Annotated in this window: 20 protein-coding genes; 8 read left to right on the plus strand and 12 right to left on the minus strand. The window is 35.8% G+C overall.

Translation table 11 applies throughout. The features are described 5' to 3' along the window. Window position 1: 1 nt before the first annotated feature. From RE409_RS21300 to RE409_RS21330, 7 genes are all read right to left on the minus strand, one after another. On the minus strand, window positions 2–1,279 hold the full coding sequence (locus tag RE409_RS21300) for a histidine--tRNA ligase (RefSeq protein WP_309558021.1): 1,278 nt from the start codon (window positions 1,277–1,279) through the stop codon (window positions 2–4). 1,350 nt (window positions 1,280–2,629) lie between these two features. Next, complete coding sequence (locus RE409_RS21305) at window positions 2,630–2,995, minus strand: hypothetical protein (protein WP_309558022.1); 366 nt, start codon at window positions 2,993–2,995, stop codon at window positions 2,630–2,632. 295 nt (window positions 2,996–3,290) lie between these two features. Continuing rightward, window positions 3,291–4,055, minus strand: coding sequence for a TIGR03943 family putative permease subunit (locus tag RE409_RS21310; RefSeq protein WP_201250547.1), 765 nt, complete (start codon window positions 4,053–4,055; stop codon window positions 3,291–3,293). Next, window positions 4,055–5,068, minus strand: coding sequence for a permease (locus RE409_RS21315; protein ID WP_201250546.1), 1,014 nt, complete (start codon window positions 5,066–5,068; stop codon window positions 4,055–4,057). Before RE409_RS21315 ends, RE409_RS21310 begins: the two co-directional genes overlap by 1 nt. A 220-nt stretch (window positions 5,069–5,288) precedes the next feature. Beyond that, the gene (locus RE409_RS21320; protein WP_201250545.1) at window positions 5,289–5,957 is read right to left on the minus strand and encodes a YdeI/OmpD-associated family protein; all 669 of its coding nucleotides are present in this window, start codon (window positions 5,955–5,957) and stop codon (window positions 5,289–5,291) included. Window positions 5,958–6,180: 223 nt separating this feature from the next. Next, a complete protein-coding gene (locus RE409_RS21325; RefSeq protein WP_201186275.1) occupies window positions 6,181–7,443 on the minus strand; it encodes an MFS transporter in 1,263 nt (420 codons plus the stop codon). A gap of 146 nt (window positions 7,444–7,589) precedes the next feature. Next, complete coding sequence (locus tag RE409_RS21330) at window positions 7,590–8,345, minus strand: SDR family NAD(P)-dependent oxidoreductase (protein ID WP_053347372.1); 756 nt, start codon at window positions 8,343–8,345, stop codon at window positions 7,590–7,592. A gap of 497 nt (window positions 8,346–8,842) precedes the next feature. Here RE409_RS21330 and RE409_RS21335 point away from each other — a divergent pair, with 497 nt between their 5' ends. The 3 genes from RE409_RS21335 to guaC all read left to right on the plus strand — a co-directional run bounded on the left by RE409_RS21335 (window position 8,843) and on the right by guaC (window position 11,768). Further along, window positions 8,843–9,439: a TetR/AcrR family transcriptional regulator gene (locus RE409_RS21335; RefSeq protein ID WP_056529566.1), complete on the plus strand. Its 597-nt coding sequence runs from the start codon at window positions 8,843–8,845 to the stop codon at window positions 9,437–9,439. A 544-nt stretch (window positions 9,440–9,983) separates the two neighbouring features. Continuing rightward, window positions 9,984–10,487, plus strand: a complete 504-nt coding sequence (locus RE409_RS21340) for a DinB family protein (protein WP_201186276.1) — start codon at window positions 9,984–9,986, stop codon at window positions 10,485–10,487. A gap of 297 nt (window positions 10,488–10,784) precedes the next feature. Next, the gene (gene guaC, locus RE409_RS21345) at window positions 10,785–11,768 is read left to right on the plus strand and encodes a GMP reductase (RefSeq protein ID WP_053347375.1); all 984 of its coding nucleotides are present in this window, start codon (window positions 10,785–10,787) and stop codon (window positions 11,766–11,768) included. Window positions 11,769–12,116: 348 nt separating this feature from the next. Here guaC and RE409_RS21350 read toward each other — a convergent pair whose 3' ends face one another. Then, window positions 12,117–12,677 (minus strand): HPP family protein, encoded by a 561-nt coding sequence (locus RE409_RS21350; protein ID WP_201186277.1) that lies wholly within the window; start codon window positions 12,675–12,677, stop codon window positions 12,117–12,119. A 441-nt stretch (window positions 12,678–13,118) separates the two neighbouring features. Then, on the minus strand, window positions 13,119–13,457 hold the full coding sequence (locus tag RE409_RS21355) for a zinc ribbon domain-containing protein YjdM (RefSeq protein ID WP_053347377.1): 339 nt from the start codon (window positions 13,455–13,457) through the stop codon (window positions 13,119–13,121). A gap of 241 nt (window positions 13,458–13,698) precedes the next feature. Between RE409_RS21355 and RE409_RS21360 the strand changes: the two genes are divergently transcribed. The 4 genes from RE409_RS21360 to RE409_RS21375 all read left to right on the plus strand — a co-directional run bounded on the left by RE409_RS21360 (window position 13,699) and on the right by RE409_RS21375 (window position 18,187). Continuing rightward, window positions 13,699–14,388: a response regulator transcription factor gene (locus RE409_RS21360; RefSeq protein ID WP_201250543.1), complete on the plus strand. Its 690-nt coding sequence runs from the start codon at window positions 13,699–13,701 to the stop codon at window positions 14,386–14,388. Continuing rightward, the gene (locus RE409_RS21365; RefSeq protein ID WP_201186280.1) at window positions 14,385–15,389 is read left to right on the plus strand and encodes a sensor histidine kinase; all 1,005 of its coding nucleotides are present in this window, start codon (window positions 14,385–14,387) and stop codon (window positions 15,387–15,389) included. The genes RE409_RS21360 and RE409_RS21365 overlap by 4 nt, the downstream gene beginning before the upstream one ends. A 100-nt stretch (window positions 15,390–15,489) precedes the next feature. Beyond that, a complete protein-coding gene (locus RE409_RS21370; RefSeq protein WP_201186282.1) occupies window positions 15,490–16,251 on the plus strand; it encodes an ABC transporter ATP-binding protein in 762 nt (253 codons plus the stop codon). Beyond that, complete coding sequence (locus RE409_RS21375) at window positions 16,241–18,187, plus strand: FtsX-like permease family protein (protein ID WP_201250542.1); 1,947 nt, start codon at window positions 16,241–16,243, stop codon at window positions 18,185–18,187. The genes RE409_RS21370 and RE409_RS21375 overlap by 11 nt, the downstream gene beginning before the upstream one ends. 54 nt (window positions 18,188–18,241) lie before the next feature. Here the strand turns inward: RE409_RS21375 and RE409_RS21380 are convergent, their stop codons facing one another. From RE409_RS21380 to RE409_RS21385, 3 genes are all read right to left on the minus strand, one after another. Next, window positions 18,242–19,306, minus strand: a complete 1,065-nt coding sequence (locus RE409_RS21380) for an NAD(P)/FAD-dependent oxidoreductase (protein WP_201186285.1) — start codon at window positions 19,304–19,306, stop codon at window positions 18,242–18,244. Between the two features lie 464 nt (window positions 19,307–19,770). Further along, window positions 19,771–19,968, minus strand: a complete 198-nt coding sequence (locus RE409_RS30765) for a hypothetical protein (protein WP_397443377.1) — start codon at window positions 19,966–19,968, stop codon at window positions 19,771–19,773. 147 nt (window positions 19,969–20,115) lie between these two features. Continuing rightward, a complete protein-coding gene (locus tag RE409_RS21385; RefSeq protein ID WP_201223344.1) occupies window positions 20,116–21,756 on the minus strand; it encodes a PucR family transcriptional regulator in 1,641 nt (546 codons plus the stop codon). A gap of 487 nt (window positions 21,757–22,243) precedes the next feature. Here RE409_RS21385 and RE409_RS21390 point away from each other — a divergent pair, with 487 nt between their 5' ends. Then, on the plus strand, window positions 22,244–23,365 hold the full coding sequence (locus RE409_RS21390) for an alanine dehydrogenase (RefSeq protein WP_201253846.1): 1,122 nt from the start codon (window positions 22,244–22,246) through the stop codon (window positions 23,363–23,365). Window positions 23,366–23,554: the final 189 nt, after the last annotated feature.

Here is a 23,554-nt window from a genome sequence, read left to right on the forward strand (position 1 = left end):
GTCAAAACATAAACGGAAGTGATGCCTCTTCCCCGGTTTTCAAATCCTTTAATTTAATGATATTCTCGTTCACCTCATTTTCCCCAATTATCATGACAGCCTGAATCCCTTCTTTGTTCGCCCTATCCAATGCCTTACTTATCTTTTTGCCAGTTAATTCGACTTCCACTTTGTATCCCTTTTGGCGGTATTCTTTGGCCACACCTAATGCTTCTTTCTCCATACCAATTGGAATAATATAGTAGTCAAGATTAGAAACATTTTTTGTTTGATTTGTACTTTTCAAAGCAGTTAAAATCACATCCAGACCAAAAGAAATACCTACAGTTGAGACTTTATCATTTGTACCTGCAAGCCCGCCGATTGCATTGTCATATCTTCCTCCACTTCCAATACTCGACTTTAATTCGCCGTCAGCAAGAAAAATTTCATATACCGTTCCAGTGTATATCTCAAGTCCTCTAGCTAAAAATGGATTAAAGATGCAGATATCCTCAAGTTGTAAGTATTTCAATAATCCTTTTAACTCCGATAATTCCTTTACTCCTTCTTGGAGTAGAATATTATCTGTCGCCAAGCCTTTGAAGAAATTCAAATCGATTGTTTTCCCTATTTTTAGCCAACTTCTAATTGCATTTATCGTTTCAACTGCCACTTGTTTTCTCTCTAACTCTTGTGAAACACCCTCTATCGATATTTTTTCAAGTTTATCCAAAGTTAGTGTCACATCAGCTATTTCAGACTTAGGGACACCCAGCACTTCAAGCATGCCCGCTAATAGCTTCCGGTTGTTATATTGAATACGCACATCTAAACCCAACTTCTGAAAGGCCTCAATCGCCATCATCATTAGCTCTGCCTCCGCCGCCTGTGATTCCACGCCAACTATATCAACATCGCATTGGGTGAACTCATGAAACCTCCCTGCCTTAATTGGTCCATCACGAAACACTTTTCCGATTTCATACCGCTTAAACGGCTTCCTTATTCCTGGGTTCATTGCGACGACCTTTGCAAAAGGAATGGTTAAGTCATAACGAAGGGCTAATTCCCGTTTGCCCTGATCAGTCAGTGTGTACATTTCTTTTAATATTTCCGCTCCTCCTCCATATTTCGAAGCAAGTAATTCTGTATAATTCAAAATTGGTGTTTCAATTGACTGACAGCCATAAAGAAGGAAAACATCCTCTAAAGTCCTTTTAACCTGATTACGAATTGCTTCATCTTGTGGTAAATAATCCTGTGTACCTTTTACATTTTGATAAGCCATCTTCTTCATTAAAACTCCTCCTTTTGTTAGAAAAAATAAAAAAACCGCATCTGATTAACTTACTAATCAAATACGGTTCATGATAAATAGCTTTCCTATTCACGATTTTTCAGCAATCGGATAGCAAAGCTACTGTGTATGATGATGAAGTTGTGAATTCATAAAGGTTTTTCCTTCTTCCATTTTCATCCACCCCTAATTACAAAGTATTTTAACACACTCCATAAAAAGGAACAATACCCCAAGTCTGCCCACTTGGTTAAAAGTTGAGTCCCATGTATACCCAGTTGAATAAATAGTTTGTACCCATAAAATTACTAGGCTTTGCCTAGTACCACAACTATGTTGGGTCAGTTTTTCTTACTACAGCTCTTAGTTTTCGTTGATTCAGCTGATGACGAAAAGTGTAAATTACCGAGGGATTGGTCCGTTTTATTCCAACTTTGCTTTAGCAATCAACCAACTTTATTTGGTTCGAAAAACATAGATTTTAATCTATGTATAATTGCACCCTGTTTATTATCAGGGATGAGCTGTCGCTGTAAAAAAATTTATTGAATTGTGTTTTTCTTTAATTCAAATTCAGCGAAGATATACCGAAAGAAAAATTGATTTTCTTGAAGTTAATAAACTATTAAATCGTGTTGAAAAACAGCATGAAGAGCTTCGTAAAGGAAGAAGGAGAATCTTATAAACACTTAGCAATACTAAAACATGTGACCATCTATACCTCTAATAAAAAAGCGATGAAGTTCTGGAAAGAATGAAAAAATAATGAAAAGAGCATTAGGGAAAACTGATATTACCTTTGATAATATACTAGGCAAACACTAGCATATTCACGATATCTTAAATTCTTAACAGATGGGCTGACAGGGGTCTTAATTTTGGAATATTATTGATCGGAATTTAATTCTAATACGCTGATAAATAAACAAAAAGAATGCTTTAGTAAAAAAGATTGATCATTTTGTAATGGGAACACCAAGATTTTTGATATCAAACTTACTTATTTTATCCTTTCAGTGATTTTTATTGTGAGTGCGTAATTAGTGTTTTTTGGACTGTTGATTTTCAACAGTCCAAAAATTGAGGATCCTATCTATGATCTTTTCAAGGGAATTTCACAAGCATGAATTGTGTTATCCTTCAACAGTCGGAATGGAGGATGTAGATCTGGGGTCAGTGAATGATCCAGATATTGTGTATCTAGGAAGATAACAACTTGAGATTGCATGTTCAATGCCGATAAAGAGGTTTATGTAAACAATAATGCTAGTTTCTACTAAGGTAAACAGCTTGATAATAGAAATTAAAAACACTGCCAACACTTCAATTTGAGTGTTGGCAGTGTTACGTTTAGTCTTCCTGATTCGGCCAAATTTGATATGAATCAGATTTATCTTGACCTTGTAAATAAACTTTCTCTACATTTTGTAAATTCTCATCTCTAATTTTGATTAAAAAATCACCGGATTCACCAATCAATAGACGGTTATTTATATATAAATACATGTTTTCACCATCTATTTTATACTTATAGCCACTATATTTCATGGCTCCTCCAGTGAAATTTCCATTAGTAGTGAAAGTGTTACCCTCTAATTTTGCAATGTCTAGATAGATCGCATCTGTTTCAGTAGTATTTTTTCTAAACAAGCTCCATGCTCCTATACAAATAATTATTAATACTATTATTCCTATAATAAGTGAATTTCGTTTCAATATTGTACCTTCTTTCAATAATTTTCATCACTAATTAATAACTACTTCTAGAACCTTTTAAAGAAGTAGAGTTAGGTTCAACAAACTGAATGTCAGCCGATTTATTCTAATCAAATACGGTTCATGATAAATAGCTTTCCTATTCACGATTTTTCAGCAATCGGATAGCAAAGCTACTATGTATGATGATGAAGTTGTGAATTCATAAAGGGTTTTCCTTTTTCTATTTTTATCCACCCCTAATTACAAAGCATTTTAACACACTCCATAAAAAGGAACAATATCCCATAGCAATCTATTGAATAATCTCCACATTTTCATACAAATAAGCTTCTTCCGGTGCCTTTATTTTCTTCGACTCTTTTAAATCAATAACCGGTACCGCTTCACCTTTATAACTCCCTTTTTTTAATGTACCTGTAATGGTGTACCAATCATTCGTCTTCATATTTTTCACATTTCCATTGACCATATAGCCGTATAACGTCGCGTCGACCACACAGCAGGACATGGAGAGACGGGCGATTGCCATTCGTTTTTCTTTAAATGAATCTTCACGATAAATAAACCCGGAAAGCTCTATTTCCTTCCCCTCGATTGTATCGAGGTTGTTCAGCAAATCATCCAAAACTTCAAAGTAATTGTCATCTGTGACAGAAATCTTTTCACTGTTCACGTGTTTCCCTGCATCGTATGAACTTACTAAGGGAGTCTGTTGCTGAACCATCCCTCTTTTTGCCAGCACTTCTCCGCTCAATGTAAAGTCCGTCAAAATGAAGCCAAGCATAATCGGAATGAAGAACAAACTATATTTCAGGACTTTCATGGCCGGTGAAGACTCGCTATGGGATTCACACTCACAATTATGCAGGCTCTGTTTTTGTTTTTTCATACGCAGAAGACTGATTCCTAAAAAAGCAAAAAGCGCAGCCAACGCATATGGAACCATTTTGGGTGCAATTAATTTCGTTAAATGACCAGAAACGTACAATTTAAAAATCATAAGACCCAATCCAAGTAGCAGCAGTCCCTCAAGTCTTTGGATAAAAAAACTTTTCATTAGAAGCCCCCCTTACTTATCATTACACCTGCGAGCAGACACAGACTGAAGACGACTGCGAAAACAAGCAGTACATATGTGACGACAAAGCTCCGTTTAAAACAGGACAGCATAATCAGAACATTTTTCAAATCCAGCATTGGACCAAATACAAGGAAACCAAGGATAGATCCCGGTAGAAAACTATGAGAAAAGGAAGCGGCAACGAATGCATCTGCTGATGAACAGAGCGAAAGTACAAACGCTATTCCCATCATCAGTGCTGTTCCTTGAATCGGTGTCTGACCGATATCGGCCAGAATAGTCCGATCCATTAAAACTTGAAATACACTGGCAAACAAGGCGCCTATGATAAAGTATCTGCCGACCATAAAAAATTCCTGTGAAGTGTGATCGATGAAGCTTGTCCATTTACTAGGCCCAGGAGTAACGTGATCATGCTTATGAACAAGTTCTATCCTATCTTCTTTTACCACGTCTTTACTACAGAAGATATAAATAAATAAACCTACAATAACGGCCGTAATAACACAGAGAATGATTCTTCCGTATAGAATGGACGGGTTATTCTGAAAGGCATAATATGTTGAGCCGAACACGATGACATTTAAGATTGGGGCGGTAACGAGTAAAACAACACCTGCATGAACCGGGACACCCTTCACAATTAACCTTCGCACGACCGGTATGATTGCACACTCGCAAACCGGGATAATCAGTGCCGCCGCAATCGCAGCAAAAATAGCCGTAAGAGGTCTTTTTGGAATCATCCGCTGAATGATTTCTTCACTAACAAACAACTGGATAAACGAAGATGCAATTGCACCCAAGAACAGAAAAGGAATCGATTCTAAAAACAACCCCAAAAAGATAACCAACACCGAATGAAGCATCGGGTAGGCTGAGAAATCAAGTGCTTTTGGAATAAACACATCGCCTAGAAAAAAGAATGCAAGTAGCAAAAACAGCAGAATCAATAACAGCAGATTGCCCGTGTATCGTTTCAAAAGCATTTTTCAACCACCTTTACAAATCATAATTATTACGATTTGAAATTTTAATTTGGTCTAGTATATGCCTTTGATAGAGTGAACATGACAAAAAACAGAGAGTGAACTAGTCTCTCTGTTTCAGGTTGGAGCTTTCTTTATTTATGGTAAGGTTTACAGATTCTAGCTAAGCTCATGCATGATGAACTACAGAAGAAGAAAAGTAGAAGGCATCGTAATACACTTATTTATCTCTTCTATATAAATCCCGACTCTTATAACCCTCTCCAAGAATCATTTTCATTTCTTCACGTCGTTTTACTTTTGTCGCTTCTTGTTTTGCACTATACACATAACGTGCCCAATCTTTACGGTACCCTGGAGTGAGTGATTGATAGAACGCAAGTAAATCCGGAGAATCCTGCAAATCTTTCTCTATATCCTGAATCATCGCGATATAATCATCTACACATTGACTTGCTTTGGAAGATGGTTGATTCTTGTTTCGGGAATCTTCTTTTAGACCGACAACCGTAAAGACATCATCTAATCCAACCATACGTGCAAACTTAATGTTACTCGAACCAATATAACCATTTTCATCTGCACCTAGCCCAGCTAATAAATCATCACGATGAATAAACGTTGGATACACTTTATTCCCCTTCTTGGGATAAGCCAAAAAGATATAGCCGCTTTTATTCAGATAATTTTTTTCAATTACCTTGTTTACGATTCCTTTTAAAGACTCCATATCTAATACAAAAGCAAATATAAGATCATACGTACTTTTAGAAAGCTCTGTATCATATTCCGCTAACTCCGCTAAATAATCTGCACCATCTGGTAAATGCAAGACTGCCACCTTTTTATATTTTTGTAAATTCAATTTTTCAACTATTGTTTTAGCCATCAAGATCCACCCGTCAAATTTAATATTGTATATCTTTAGTGTAAAAGTTCCCCATTTCATTCACAACTTTTCCTGTTCAAATTATGAAAGTATACTTTTATTTTCAAATCTATCTAGTGAAAATATTTATTTAAGAGTCAAAAAAAGACGAGAGAATTAATCTCCCGCCTTTTCTATTATCATTGCTTTAAGGAATATTAACGGTGTTATAGTTTAGAGGTAATTAGTTCCAAAGCCCAGCTTCTTCGAGTTTCTTTTTACCTTTGAATGCTAGGATAATCAATACTAAATTGATAGTCAACATAAAAGCAATTGCAACCAGTACTGATGTATAGCTACCTGTAAATTCAAAGATATATCCGTATCCTGGTAAAGCGACAATCCCCGCTACTGCTAATCCAATCACAGCAGAAGCATAGATTTCACTGTATTCTTTATTACCAAACAAAGCTGTTGTTAGTAGCGGTCCTAATGTACCGATAGATGCAACTACAAACCCATAGATAGCAATTGCCAACGTAAACATCGCAGAGTTTTCTGGAATTGCTAAAAGTATTCCAATTGGAACTAAACCTAAAATCATCGCAAAGAGTGCTGTATTTTTCGCACCAATTTTATCAGATAATATTCCGAAGGATAAAGCTCCTAATAACACACCAATCGACCAGCCCCCCATTGCATTACCTGCGAATGTAACATCATAGCCCAATCCCATTGCGAATGGTGCAACATGTTGACCAAAGCTTCCTATAGCCGTGATAAAGAAGAAAAATAGAAGTAATGCATAAAATGCAGAGGATTTTCTTGCTACAACTGCAGTAACTCCTTTACTTGTTACTGCTTTAGGAATTGTTTTTTCATCACTTTTTACTTCGTCCACTCCAAGTGGTTGTAAGCCTTTTTGTTGTGGGGCCATTCTGATCGTTAAGAGTACGATTGGTATAACGATCGCCATTACTAATACTCCTAAAATAATATAAGTATTTCTCCAGCCTTGGCTATCAATTAAGTTACCCGCCATAGGTTGAAGAATTGCTCCGAATAAGCCACCTGAGGCTACCATAATTCCCATTGCCAAGCCATTATGCTTTTTAAACCAGTTATTAATTAATACTGGACCAGCCATTTGGCAAACAAAAATGGAACCAATTGACATAGGGATACAGAACAAGTACCAACCCCACACAGAATTCATTAATCCAAACATCGCAAATGATCCTGCTTGTAAAATAACTCCTATTACTAATATCATTCTAATATCATATTTCGCCATCATTTTACCTGCAATTGGAAGGAAAATCATGGTGACAATTGATGAAATACTAAAGTACAAGGATAAGCTTCCCATTCCAATGCTTAAATCCTCTGTAACAGGTGTTAAAAACAATCCACCTGCAGTCATAATACCGCCTTTTGCAATACCGACCATAATAGCTAAGCCTGCTAAAATCCACCAAGCATAGTGAATTTTTTTCTTCTGACTCATTGATGTGTGTCCCCCTACTTCTCGTTTTATGCCAAAATTTCCGCAATAAAAGCCAGTAGCGTTATCGATTATAAATAACACTACTGGTTATTAACTAGTCATTATCTTTATTGTGTAATATATTCACTTACCAAATCAACAATCCATTAACGTAATTTGATAGATCCACCATCAACCATGATTGTTTGACCAGTAATATAATCAGAATCATCGCTTGCTAAGAAAACGGCTGTACGTCCGATATCACTTTCAAGTTCGCCAAGTCTTCTTAAAGGAATTTTAGCAAGCATGTTTTGATAATATTCAGGTTGGTCTTCTGCCCATTGAAGCATTCCAGGTGATTTAGCAATTGGAGCAATGATGTTTACATTGATGCCAAATGGACCAAATTCATTAGCCGCTACACGGGTAATTCCACGAATTGCTTCTTTTGCAGCCGCATATGAACCTTGATTAGCATCTCCATTAATCCCAGCTCCAGATGCAAAGTTAATGATTTTCCCTTGTGTTTCTTTTAAGTAAGGCAATGCTGCTTGCATGAAGTAGAATGTTGGATAGAATCCTGTATTAAAAGATAAATCCAATTCTTTTTGTGTTGTATCAGCAATAGAAGCCATTCTTGATGCATGTGCATTATTCACCAAGATATCTATTTTCCCGAATTTATCAGCCACTTCTTTTACGATAGCACCCAATTTGTCATGCTCTGCAAGATTAGCCTGAATGAAAATGGATTCTGGTTGATATTCTTGTAATTCTTTTATAGTTTGGTTACCAAGCTCTTCGTTTAAATCAATGATTGCAACTTTTGCTCCTTCTTTAACAAAAGCCATCGCCATACCTTTACCAATGCCGCCAGCTGCCCCTGTAATGATAGCGGTTTTCCCTTGTAGTCTACCCATTTTTCTATCCCCTTTTTTACATGTATTTTCTAGCGAACTGATCTGCTTCTCTATGCATATATCTTTTATTCATACTTTTTTCATACGAATCGTGAATACGCACATTAGCATGAACCAATAATATATAACGTTGACTAACAAGTCAATCAAAAATTTGACTTGTTAGTCAACCAAAAAAATGTAATCATGAGAATGTATGAATGACTATTCTTTCACTAGGGATGAAAGATTGAGAATAAAAAAGAAGACTCCTAATTAACCCTTCCAATTATACCCAATTAACAAATGATAAGGCTTTCGAAAATACTATAAATAAGCAAAAAAAACTTCGATTTTTTTTGTTATAAAAGCTAAACTTATATGATACGGTATTCATTAAGAAAAGAAAGTGAATCACGAGAAGTTATATTCATTTACCAATCTGCAGATTTTTCTTATAAACACATCTAAATATGCAACATTAATGAAATAATATACAGCAAGCGAGGAATGAAATGATGGCACCTAAGAGTGATGAACAATTTAAAATAATACGGGATCAACGCTATGAAGAAATCAGTAAAGCTGCCTTGAAGGTTTTCGCACGCAAGGGTTTTGCAGCAACTAAAATTAGTGATATTACTTCATCTGTAAAATTAAGTCATGGACTTTTCTACCATTACTTCCAGTCAAAAGAAAATATTTATTTGTCTCTTATTATGAACATACTAGACCAGTTTATTGAAACAGTGAAGGAAGCCGAAAATAGAAAGGGCACACCCTGGGATCAACTTGCATGGTTCACTGAGCTTACATTTTCCGGATCACCAGAACAAGCACAAGATCGTCGTATTCTTGTTATTGAGGCCCAACAATCTGATTCGCTCTCTGATGAAGTTAAACAAGAATTAAACCAAAAATATACCATAGCTATGAATGGGATAGCCCGTATTATCAGTAACGGGCAGCGTGATGGAATCTTTATAGATGGTGACCCGATGGAACTGGCCATTTACTATATATCCCTCAACCAAGGTCTATTATTATGGAATGCCAAAGGTTTCAATCCAGTTAAGATTTCAGTTGAAAAAGTAATGCGCCATTTGCAGGTATAACCCTAGCTTCCCCTTGTTATAAACTTATGGATAGTATATTTAAAGTAAAGTAAAAAGTCTGGAGGAACAGATCTAATACAGTTCTGATTTCCTCCCTCAAACCATAATTATAGAGACGATGCGCCACAAAAACATGGCCTATTCTAAAATCGCCCCCTTTCTTCGTCTCACCTCTAGAATCTTTCACACGCTCTTTCTCAGATCATCCTATCAAAACAATCGTTTTATGAATTTTTATACACCTATTATACATTAGATGTCCGTTTTCTCTATGTTCATTTTACGTTGGTTTATGTTTAATCACTCTTCTGTCCATCTATCCATTTTTTTCTAAAAATGCTTCAAATCTGTTAAGATTATTAATAGATAAAAAACACTTTTTTGAAATTTTGACTCCCTTAGAATAAATCAGGGAAACCACCTAATAGACGAACGATTTTTAATATAAAATGAGTATACCTTTCGGATTCAGTCGTACGTATCATGAAAAACGTGTTCGAGTGATACATTCAAAAACGAGGTGTCATATAAGGGGGAGGTTCGTATGAATTTTATAGAGTATGATTTATTATTCGAATCGAGAAACCAGCTAATAGAGGAAATTACAGAATTGGAGGACAAGACACTAAATCACAAACCTGTTCCTGATATATGGAGCATCGCCCAAATTTGCCATCACTTATATCTTTCTGAACAGGCAATTACTGAAGCTATAGCCAGAGGTATTCGGGATAAGGATTACAAAAATATCATTCAAAAAAATATTTACTTAATTTCTGATATGAAAAAAAAATTCAAATCTCCTGACATCGTTTTACCATCACAAAAACCTTTTCAATTATCAAAAATTATAGATTTACTGGCTGAATCAAGGGATCAACTATTGCAGGTTCTTTATGAAATGGATAAAGATATTGTTTTAACTAAAAAGAAAGCCAAACATCCCATGTTCGGGGACCTATCATTGGATCAATGGATTGAATTATTATCCTTACATGAGCAAAGGCATACCAAACAGATACAAGATTTTAAATTCAATATTATGTAATCCCTTCAATCGCAATGTCACCTTAGACTCTTCATCAGCTGTATTAACATTCTAATTTTTTTTGGATTCTTTGTCTATTCAATATACGACCAAATACCAGTTTCCTCTATGTCAATAATACGATGATATACGTTTAAGTTACCCCTCTGTCTATCAATTTGTCATAACTTTTTTGAAGTGACACACAATATAACTATTAAAAATTTTGACTTACTGAGAAAAATGATGTACATTACCTAGTGGGCGAACAATTTTAATATAAAAATATAAAAACATTCGTATATAGAGGTGCATATCATGGAAAACGTGTTTGATTATGAAGATATTCAATTAATTCCTGCAAAATGTATAGTAAATAGCCGTTCTGAGTGTGATACAACTGTAACCTTAGGTAGACATACATTTAGGTTACCTGTGGTCCCTGCAAATATGCAAACAATTATAGACGAAAAGGTTGCCATTTACTTAGCGGAGAATGGTTACTTCTATGTGATGCATCGTTTCGAACCAGAAAAGAGACACTCATTTATTAAAGATATGCACTCACGTGAATTAATCGCATCTATTAGTGTGGGCGTCAAAGAAGAAGAGTATGGTTTCATACAACAATTATCAAATGAACATGTTATACCAGAATTCATTACGATAGATATCGCACATGGTCATTCCACTGCTGTTATAAATATGATTCAGCATATTAAAAAACACTTACCTGATACTTTTGTTATTGCAGGAAATGTGGGAACTCCAGAAGCAGTAAGAGAATTAGAGCATGCTGGTGCTGATGCTACAAAAGTAGGCATTGGACCAGGGAAAGTATGTATCACTAAAATTAAAACTGGATTTGGAACTGGTGGCTGGCAATTAGCTGCACTTCGTTGGTGTGCAAAAGCAGCAAGTAAACCTATTATTGCTGACGGAGGCATTCGCACACATGGTGATATAGCTAAATCAATTAGATTCGGTGCCTCTATGGTTATGATTGGTTCATTATTTGCTGGACATGAAGAATCTCCAGGAGAAACAATTGAGAAAGATGGAAAGGCCTTTAAAGAATACTTTGGTTCAGCTTCGGAATTCCAAAAAGGTGAAAAGAAGAATGTTGAAGGCAAAAAAATGTTTGTCGAGCACAAAGGATCTTTAGAAGATACATTGAAAGAAATGGAGCAAGATCTTCAGTCCTCTATTTCTTATGCTGGAGGAAACAAGTTAGAAGCAATCCGTAATGTAGATTATGTTGTAGTTAAAAATTCAATCTTTAACGGTGACAAAGTATATTAAGATTATTATATTTCACAACCTGGTGAGCAAGATACTTTATTAAGTACTTGCTCATCTTTATATTGTTAATTAATTCCTTTTTTTAAATTAGTACCCTCTTTAATCCTATTGTATATCTCAAACGTGATTTATGAATGATTTATCAGACAAACAGGGTTAAGCCATTTCCATATGCTAAAGGTCCCAACCTTTAGCATATGGAAATGGCTTTTTATTTTTATCCGTATCATTTTTTTAAACTTGCGAGACTAGTAAAATCCAGATAATTAAGCTAAAAGAGCAATTTTTAATAAACATCATCTGATAACTAATCATATTAGTTATCTCAGTTTATATACATTATTAGTCTCATAACCAGTGTTTTGGATACTGTCTTGCTTGAAATAAGTTATTATAGATCATTGATATAAAAACTAATAATATAGTTCCTATTGCAATCGAAATAAGGAATCCCCATCCAGCTTGAGAATTAACAGCAACAAGGGCACTTGCTGCTGCGGGAGGATGAACAGTTTTTGTAAGAGTCATTATTAATAATACAATAGCTAATACTAGACCAATAATGAATAGACTCTTACCAAATATGCTCCAAATAATAAGTGCTGAAGTGGTAGAAATTAAATGTCCTCCAATAACGTTACGAGGTTGAGACAAGATACCTTTATGGGCACCAAATACAATTACACAGCTTGCACCTAGAGGAGCTAATGCCATAGGATATCCTAAATAAACAGCTACAAAACTAATGATAATAATAGCAATGAGTCCACCTATAGCTGAAACAAAGGAATCAATATAATCAATTCTGTCTTTATCTCTAGTTTCGCCCTTCATTTTCTTTAAATAAGCTTTTAATCCTATGTTTGGTTGATTATTCCAACTTTTCTCAAGATTTTTTTCAAAATCCATAATTTACGTTTCCCTCAAGCTTCCTAAATAATTTGACAAGAAATTTGACAGAGTTTCTGCCATATAAAATTATTTTACAGGAAAACAATGAATGTTTAAATATATATCTGGATTTTGTTTATTTTGGAAATTACGAACTTTTCGACCCTCTTTTCATCCTGCATTTTCAATACAAAAAGTTAAGATAAAGCCCCTGTAAAATGCCGAGTACAAGATTGCCCGCTAGACCTTATAACTGAGAAGAATGATAGAATCTTCCGTAAATAATCACGCCTCGTTTGCCGTATAGACTGCCATGAAAACTCTCCATCTATTTTTTTACAACTATTCCTCCAATAGTGAAACTTTTCAGAAACTAAAAAAATCCTGGTAGAATTTGAATATCTACCAGAATTGATAATAGAAAACATTTTCGGTTCAGTTGCATAAAAAAAACTGCTTTTATACCTTTTTAACAAATTCAGATTTTAATTTCATAGCTCCAAATCCGTCAATTTTGCAATCTATATCATGATCTCCATCAACCAAACGTATACTTTTTACTTTTGTACCTATTTTCAGGACTGATGAACTCCCTTTTACTTTAAGGTCTTTAATTACTGTTACAGAATCACCATCGTTTAAGACATTTCCATTTGCATCTTTGATAATTTTTTTATCACTATTTTCAGTTTCTAATTCTAAAGTCCACTCATGAGCACATTCTGGACAAACAAAAAGACTTCCATCTTCGTACGTGTATTCTGAATTACATTTTGGGCAATTTGGAAAATCAGACATAATTTCATTTCCTCCATTCGTTATGGTCCATTCTAATATACTAGTGTTATCCATACAACCGTTAATAGTCGCCCATGTCACGGTATTTCTCAATCCGTTTGATTCGTTCCACAGACCCTTATCGGCAATACATTCATTGTTTTTTCCCAAGTGCTGGTACTAAAATGCTCCCACTCTATAGAACCCATAAAGGTTTTACTATATAATTTTAATGAAAAGCTGAAAAAGTGTGGTGAATCATTTGTTTAAACTCTTATTAATAGAAGATGATACGACGTTATTCAACGAGATTAAAGATAGATTAGCGCAATGGTCTTATGATATTTATGGGATTAGTGATTTTAGTAAAGTGATTCAGGAATTCACAGACATAAAACCTGATTTAGTCATTATTGATATACAATTGCCAAAGTTTGATGGGTTTCATTGGTGCAGAATGATCCGGACCCATTCCAATGTTCCCATCATCTTTTTATCTTCACGTGATCATCCTACCGACATGGTGATGTCCATGCAGCTTGGAGCTGATGACTTTATTCAAAAGCCCTTTCATTTCGATGTACTCATCGCAAAGATACAGGCCACCCTTCGCCGTGTCTATAATTACAATACCGAAAAGATCGAATTGAAAACCTGGTGCGGCGCAACTGTGGATTACGAGAAGAACACGGTATCGGCCGAGACTGGCACAATCGAATTGACGAAAAATGAAATTTTCATCTTGAAAAAGCTCATTGAGCAGAAAAATAAGATCGTAAGCCGGGAAGAATTAATCAACAGCTTATGGGATGACAAACGTTTCATAAGCGATAACACCCTTACAGTCAATGTGAACCGTTTACGGAAAAGACTTGATGAACTTGGCTTAGGGCGCTTTATCGAAACGAAGGTTGGACAGGGCTACATCGCTGTTGAAGAGGCAATTACATGATTAAAAAATATATAGTGGAAAGATTCAGTTGGATTATTTTCTATATACTCCTTCATCTTTTTATCATCTTTGTCGCTTTTATTGATACGGCAATTCCACTAAAGCCCATCCTCTATATTGTCTTTTTATCGATGATTATGTTCAGTATCTTTTTAATTGTCCGTTACAAAATAGAAACGAAATTCTATAAAAGTTTAGAAGACCGGGAAGACAATCTTGATTTAACAAATATAGCCGATCCAGACAGCCCTTTTGAAAGAATCATTGAAAACAGCATCATGAATCAAACCGAATTTTTGAAACAGTCTGCTTCACAAGGTCAAATGACTTTAGAACAGGAGAAGGATGAATTATTATCTTGGATTCATGAAGTGAAAACACCCTTGACGGCCATGCACTTAATGATTGACCGCTTGGATGATGAAATGCTGAAATCCCATTTGACTTATGAGTGGCTGCGCATTCACCTTCTTCTTGACCAGCAGCTCCATCAAAGGCGCATTCCTTTCATCGAAAATGATTTGTATATTGAGAATACCGATTTGGAAACAATAATCTTTGATGAGATTAAAACGCTGCAATCATGGTGCATTCAAAAAGGGATTGGCTTTGACATTCATTTAGAAGTAACCGAAGTGCTTAGTGATGCCAAATGGCTGGCCTTCATCATGAGGCAGCTCTTGACCAACTCCATCAAATACAGTGAAAACTCAGATATCACGATATATAGCCATGAACAAGCTGAACAAACGATTCTTGAAGTGAAGGATTCTGGACGGGGCATCGACCCAAAGGATTTATCCCGCATATTTGATAAAGGATTTACATCCACGACAAATCACCGTGACAATGCGGCAACAGGCATGGGGTTATATTTAACCAAGAATGCTGCTGAGTCCCTATTCATCTCCATTGATGTAAAATCAGAGCTTGGGACCGGAACGACCGTTACCTTGAGCTTCCCAAAAAGAAATGATTTCGTGAATATCACAAGCATGTGACAAAAGTGTCACATGCTTTTATTCTTTGTTCGTCCAAACGAAGGAAAAGAAATACATTGCCTTTTATAATGAGGATATAGAAAAAAAGGAGTGTATCCAAATGAATATATTAGAAGCGAAAAAAATCCATAAAAGCTATGGTAATAAATTTAATAAACAAGAAGTATTAAAAGGACTGGATATTAACATCCAAGAAGGCGAATTCGTGAGTATCATGGGAGCATCAGGTTCAGGGAAAACGACATTGCTCAATGTTCTCTCCTCGATTGATAAGATTAGCAACGGGAGCATTATAATCGATGGAAAAGAAATTTCCGGTATGAAAGAAAAGAAACTGGCCGAATTTCGAAAGAACCATTTAGGCTTCATCTTCCAGGAATATAACTTATTGGACACACTGACTGTCAAAGAAAATATCCTTTTGCCCTTATCCATTACAAAAACACCCAATAATGAAGCCGCACAAAAGTTTGATACCGTGGCGAAGGAACTGGGCATATATGAAGTGAAGGATAAATACCCAAATGAAATTTCCGGTGGTCAAAAACAGCGTACGTCTGCAGCACGGGCTTTCATCCATGATCCAAGCATCATTTTTGCGGATGAACCGACTGGGGCGCTAGACTCCAAATCAGCTTCCGATTTACTGAACAAACTGAGCGAAATGAATAAAAAGCGCAAAGCGACGATCATCATGGTAACCCATGATCCAGTGGCGGCCAGTTATTGCAGCCGAGTCATTTTCATTAAAGATGGACAAATCTATACGCAATTGAATAAAGGTGAAGAATCCAGACAAACCTTCTTCAAGGACATCATGAAAACACAAGGTGTTTTGGGAGGGGTTCAAAATGAGCATTAATCAACTCATCTTTCGAAATCTGAAAAAGAATCTGAAGAACTATTACCTGTATGTGTTTGCCCTAGTCTTCAGCGCTTCCCTTTATTTTGCCTTTGTCACCTTGCAATATGACCCATCGATGGATAAAACGGAGGGTACAGTGAAAGGGGCCGCCTCCATCAAGGCTGCATCGATCCTGCTTGTTGCGATTGTTTCCATATTCCTTTTATATGCCAATAGCATTTTCATAAAAAGACGCAGTAAAGAAATTGGCTTATTCCAATTGATAGGCATGACCAAGAACAGGATATTCCGTATCCTGAGTGTGGAAAACCTGATTTTGTATTTCTGTTCCGTATTCCTGGGAATCTTTGTAGGGTTTGCGGCTTCAAAATTAATCATCATGATTTTATTTAAAATTACTGGTGTCCAGGCGATCGCGACCCTTCAATTTTCTTTTCAGCCGCTTGTTCAAACCGTGCTCGTTTTTAGCGCCATCTATCTTTTCATCATGTTAATGAATTATGCCTTCATTAAAAGGCAGACCATTTTATCATTATTTAGAGTGACTTCAATGACGGAAGGAAAAGTGAAAAAGGTTTCGATTTTCGAAATGATCATCGGGATATTCGGGATCATCCTGATCATTGCTGGCTATGTCGTTTCATCCAAATTATTCGATGGAGCTTTTTCAGAGATGACCGAGCTTTTTATGGCCATGGTCTTCATTCTGGCATCCGTCATCATCGGGACCTACCTATTTTATAAAGGTTCCGTAAGCTTTATTTTTAATATCGTCCGTAAAAAGAAAAATGGATATTTGAACATCAATGAAGTATTGTCCCTTTCATCCATCATGTTCCGGATGAAATCGAATGCGGTATTATTGACGATCATCACGACCGTTTCCGCTTTGGCGATTGGATTATTATCATTAAGCTATATCTCCTACTACTCAGCAGAGAAGAGTGCACAAAGCAGTATCCCTACCGATTTTTCCATGACGAATATGAAAGATGCGGATGCATTCAAAGAAGCTTTATCAGACAGTAAAATCGATTATAACGAAAAGGTGATTGATGTCATTCAAGTGGATGTCAATGTAAAGGAAATAATGGAGACCAGCCTGGAAGCTGTAAACTTTGATCCAGACATCATGACTGTCCCCGTCATCAGTGATGAATCCGTTAAAGGAATCAACCTTGCTGAAGATGAGACCCTTTTCAGCGGATACAGTAATATGATGGAGAAGGTCATGTCCTTGAAGGATTCCGGAAAGATTGAACTGAAAGGAAAACACGAAGTCATTCCGCAAACATATATGGGATTGAATGATGATACCTTCTTGTCCTACTATTTTACGAGTGGCGGTTTGCCCGTTGCCATTGTAGACCAAACGATATTCGACCGTTTGAAAAAGGATATCAACCCGAAAATCCAAAAAGTATCATCGGTGAATATCGGGATTGATGTGAAGGATGAAGCTGAACTTGAAAAGGCGAATGATATTTTCAATAAAATGAGTTTCAGAGAAGAATATGGAAATGGTTCCCAATTAGAAATGTTCAACACCCAGAAGAAGAATATGGGCCTTATCATGTTCATAGTCGGCTTCTTGGGATTAACCTTCCTCGTCACATCCGGTTGTATCCTATATTTCAAACAAATGGATGAAAGTGAAGGCGAAAAATCCAATTATACAATCTTAAGAAAACTGGGATTCACTCGAGGTGACTTACTAAGAGGAATCCAAGCAAAACAAGTTTTCAATTTCGGTATTCCTTTAGTCGTCGGGTTGCTTCACAGTTATTTCGCAGTCCAATCAGGATGGTTCTTATTCGGGACCGAAGTTTGGACACCGATGATCATCGTCATGGCATTATACACGGCATTGTATTCGATTTTCGGAATCCTATCCGTTTTTCATTACAAAAAGGTTATTAAAGAATCACTATAAAAAGAAGTTAATAAAGCTCCATGCCAAAAAGGGCACTGGAGCTTTTATTAACAGTTAAAGAATTTTAGATGGTTTCATCATTTGTTTAACTAATTCTCTATTGCGCTTTTTAAAGATTTCATTATGTGACGAGACCATTCCAATTTCATTAGCGTCAGGCTGGATAAATTGTTTTGCCTTGTTTACAGCATTTGCTGCATCTTGGAAGGTACCTGCTATTAAATTTAACTTCCCATCGTGCTTTAGAATATCCCCAGCGGCGTAAATTCCATCTATCGAAGATTCACTAGTAGCATTACCTGCAATAAAGTAATTATCTGCTTTAGCAATACTCACTTTACTATTTTCAAGTAGAGAAGTATCACGCTCATATCCATGATTTATAATCACTTCATCAATGGGCAAGTACGAAACCTCTCCAGTTTCATGATTTGTCAATTCAACATGTTCAATTAATTCATGATTAGCACAGGCTACTAGTTTTGTAATCGAAGTATTTAAAATACAAACTGCGGAACTGTTCATTAATTGTGTTGCTTGTGATTCATGACCTGCTAAACTATCTTTTCTGTATGTTAAATAAACTTTTTTGGCGATAGGCTCTAATTCATTTGCCCAATCTATTGCAGAATTTCCACCACCGGAAATGATCACTGTTTTATCTTTAAATCGTTTAAATGACTTCACTGTGTAGTTCAAATTAGAGACTTCAAACCTTTCGGCCCCATCTATCTCTAGCTTTTGAGGATTCAATATTCCACCGCCTACAGCCACAATTATTGTTTTTGAAAAGTGCTTTTGGCCTGAAGCAGTAAGTAATACAAAAATACCTTCTTCATTACGCGTGATTGACTCCACTTTTTCATTCAACACTACTTCTGGGTTAAATGTTAAGCCTTGCTCTACTAGCTGTTCAATTAATTTTGCTCCCGTAATTGGTGTCAGCCCTCCCACGTCCCAAATCATTTTCTCTGGATATACATGAATTTTCCCGCCTAATTGTGGTTGATATTCAATAAGCTTTGTCTTCATTTCTCTTAATCCACTATAGAAAGTGGAGTAAAGGCCTGCTGGCCCTCCTCCAATAACAGTTACATCGAATAAATCTTGCTGTTCCATTTACACTCACTCCTCGGTAACCAATTGTGATTGATTATCATTCTCATTTAATGGTACACTCTTTTCTTACTTTTTACAATAAGGCTTTGTTAAATAACTCTGTTCATTTTAAAAATCAACAGAGTTGTTTATTTCCAATTACTGAAACTTATCATTCATTAAGAGTGTATGAATGATAAATGGCGTATTACCATTAGAATGAAAAATTAGGTTAAATGGAGTAGGTGGTATGGGACGTCAATGAATATTATTGCTAAATTGTTTTTAATCCTCGGAGTCTTAATATTATTATAGAAAGTATTCCCAATAGGTTCGAAATCTTATTTTTTATAATATGGAAATAAAACTTGAAAATGATGGGTGCTACGACATACTCCTACATGTAAATATCATTATGCTTTTATCTCAAAATAACGTATTAGATTTACTTCTGTAGGTGTAATGTTAAAGTTAACCTGCCATATTCATAGATACAGCAGTTTAACAGGATAGGTCTCTCTATTCGTATCATTACTCTTAGAAAGTAGATAAGAGATATTGCGGAACACAATGTTGCCTATGCGCCCTTTGGTTGGACAATGACAATCATATACTCCCCCCTCAACTTCTACTTCCATAATAAATCGTTTTAGAATCCCCCCTCTATGAGACATAAAAATCATATTATTAGCTTGGTGAATATGTAGCGTTACCTCTTTAATATTTTTCCTGTAACAGTAAGTTGATGTCAAGCCATTTCAAGATGGTCACTTTGTTAGCATTCTTAGAGCCATCTTTACATTTAATAACATTTACTTTGCGGTTGATAACTACTTCGTAGGTACTCCCCCTTGTTGTATAAGTTGATATGCTTTCAAAGCCATTTCAACGTTTAATCTGTTCTCCGGCATATCAAAATCAAAATCAAGAATCTTTTTTATTTTTTCCATCCGATGATAGAGTGTTTGTCTTACAATATGCAATTTTTGAGCCGTAAGCTTCTTTGAGCGATCAAACTCAAAGTATTTCGTTAAAGTCAGAAGCAATTCCGTTCCATATTCCTTATCATAGTTTATTAAAGGAGAGAGATAGTCCTCAATAAAATGTGCTGTATCTTGATCATGCTGAATTAATTGAATTAGCCGAAATATGCCAAGGTCTTCGTAAAAGGCACTTGTTGAAAATGAACGATAATTTAAAGCTAACTGCGCTTCTCGATAACCAGTATGAGCATCCAAAAGTAACTGGTATTGTCGCCCAACGCCTATACGGATTTGGCTAGATTCACCTTCTCTAACATATAGCAAGGTATCGATCACTTTCAAGAAGCGTTCCTTAGAGGAATCGGCAGTTCCCAGATCAATAGCTAATACAATAATTTGATTTCTTATTGAAGTGATATAGGGTGTAAAAGAATATTTTCCGAACCCAGATCGAATTTTTAAAGAATAATGATAAATAGCAGATTCATTTTCTTCATCCGATAAACTTAATGAAGACGGATGAAAAACATCTTCGATATCTATGATTGCAATTCGATAACGTATACAAGAGTGTTTAGATTTTAACGAAATAAATCCCCTTGCTTGTTCCTCATTATTGATGCGTCTATAAAGTAAATCATTTAACCATGTGGATTCTAGACGCAATCGTTTTTCATCCAAATAATGTTTGCGCAATAAGTCTTGTGAGATTGCTAGGGAAGCGCGATCAAGGATTAGGAAATCAAATTCATCCGATTCACGATCTAAAGCCATAACAAGGTACGCCCAGATTTGATCCATTGCCCCGATCGGTTGGAGAAGAATAGTATGGTTTAATGCCTTCCATTCAACGGGCGAATCATTTGTAATTCGGTCGTGCCAGTGTTCTTTATCTTCGTAAATGGTTTGGAGTAGCTGTTCCATAAAGTCATTTTTCAATCCTGGAATCGAAAAAGGTGTTCCATCTATAGGAAGATAGATAATTGGTGCTTCTGTCTTCTGTTGCAACAACTTTAGAATATTTGATAACCCATGAGTAGTGAGTGACAATGAATGGAACTCTCTTGAAATCGAATCTAATGTAACCAACTTCTCATGATGAGCATTAATGAAAAACGAATGTAGATCCTGTGCTATTTCGACGAAGTTTATGAATTCTTTGAAAATAATAATCGGAAAGTCATACTCATTTGCCATCTCGATCATTTCTTTAGGAATATTTTCGAAGTAATGTCCAAGTTCTATACATAAACATGAGGCGTTGCGTTCGATAAGATTTAACAAAAATGAAGTATTAGAGGAGTCTTTCCATTCAAACCCAAACCCGGTAGAGAGTATCAGTTCCCCTCCCTGAAAGATGGTATCATCAAAAAACGGAATTTCAAGGACATGTGTCCATTTGACTTGACGGTGCAGCCCGTTTTCCCCTGCAACTACCTCCGTCTTTGAAAAGAGTGAGCGCTTAAGAACATCTTGTACTGTAAGCATATGTACCTCCTCATTTTATAATTGTTAGCTGTATCATATTATAACTATACTAGAAAGTCTAAGCCCATAAAATATGGATCCCTTTCTCTGTTTACCCCCAAGTAATACGATCAGTGTCTATAAGTACGTTCTTTTACGTGCTTTGATGAAATAACTTAATCAACCTGAGAATCTTTCATAATAGTATCCATTTATACCTTTTTTCATCTATTATAGGTGCGCATGAATCTATTCTATAGAATAACAGTGGAGTACTGAAACTGAAAACAACCAAAACACTAGATGAAAAATGTAAAAATTATCACCTTTTACCAATTTTGCATTCTTGAAAGTCCAGATGATCTGTCCTAAGGGATATAAATAAACGTGCTTGGTTAAAAAAAAACTAATATAAATTTAACCTCGTGTCTAATGTAAGGGTTATCATTTTCCTGTAAGATTTTAGAATGTTCAATTAATTAAATGCAAATAAAAAGGAGAATGAACAATGATAGTAGGAGTTCCTAAAGAATTAAAAACTGCAGAGACTAGAGTGGGATTAAATCCAACATGGGTAAAAAAATTAACAGCTTCCGGTCATGAAGTACTAATACAAAGCATGGCAGGGGAAGCTAGTGGTTTTTGTGACGAGGAATATGTTTTGGCTGGAGCAAAAATAGTAAACACGATTGACGACATTTATGAGAAGGCAGAATTTGTTGTTAAAGTGAAGGAACTTCAACCCTATGAATACGGTCTTCTTAGAGAAAATCAAATGATAATGGCATGGTTTCATTTGGCGGAAGATGTTAATCATGAAATGACACAGGCATTACTAGATACAAAAGCAATTTCATTATCAATGGAATTAATCGTTTTACCTGATGGGACGAGACCTACGATTAAACCAATGAGTGAAATTGCAGGAACATTAGCAATGCTCGAAGCAGTCAAATATGCACAATATGGTTATGGTGGAAAGGGAATACTTCTCCGGAAACTGGCCGGTTTGCCGTCGAGCAAAGTATTCATACTTGGTGGTGGCAATGCTGGACTCAATACTGCGCAAGTTGCTGTGGGTCTCGGATTGAATGTAACAATCATGGAAGCATCAATGAAACGCATTGATTATTTGAACAATCAGTTGCCACAGGTGGACATTTTGTGTTGGGATAAAGATACGATGTTCGAAGAACTTATTCAAAGTGATGTTTTAATTAATACAATTTATCCGATGCCAGGGGTAACCGAAGCTCTCATAACACGAGAGATGGTCAGTAAGATGAAACCTAATTCTATTATTATTGATATTGCAGGAACGGGTATAATTGAAACCTCACGTTATACGACTTTAGAGGAACCAGTATATTATGAACAAGAAGTCCTACATTACTGTGTCCCGAATATGCCGGCTCTATGTCCACAAACCTCGACAAACATGATGTTGATGACAACCGGCCCATATATTATGAATATTGCGAATAATGGATTGAAGGACGTTATAGTAAATGATGTAATCGTAAGAAATTGTATCAGCACTTTGAACGGTGAAATTGTTCATCACGAAGTTGGGATCAATCATAACATGCCTTATACAGATATAAATACAGAGTTACTATTGTCCAAATAATAAAACGTCCTTAGAGTCATCTCATATTTCTACGTTTCATTTCTATGAATAGAAATCAGTATACAAGATATTGAACGAGTCGCTACTAAAGAAATTCCAGGAGTCAGTAAAGATGCTAGCGAGAAGATTTTTCCAGGAATTATATAAGATATAATATACATTCCAATGAATTATCCATTCTGCAGCCGG

The organism is Peribacillus sp. R9-11 (assembly GCF_031345095.1).
In the GTDB taxonomy this organism is placed as follows: Bacteria; Bacillota; Bacilli; order Bacillales; family DSM-1321; genus Peribacillus; species Peribacillus butanolivorans.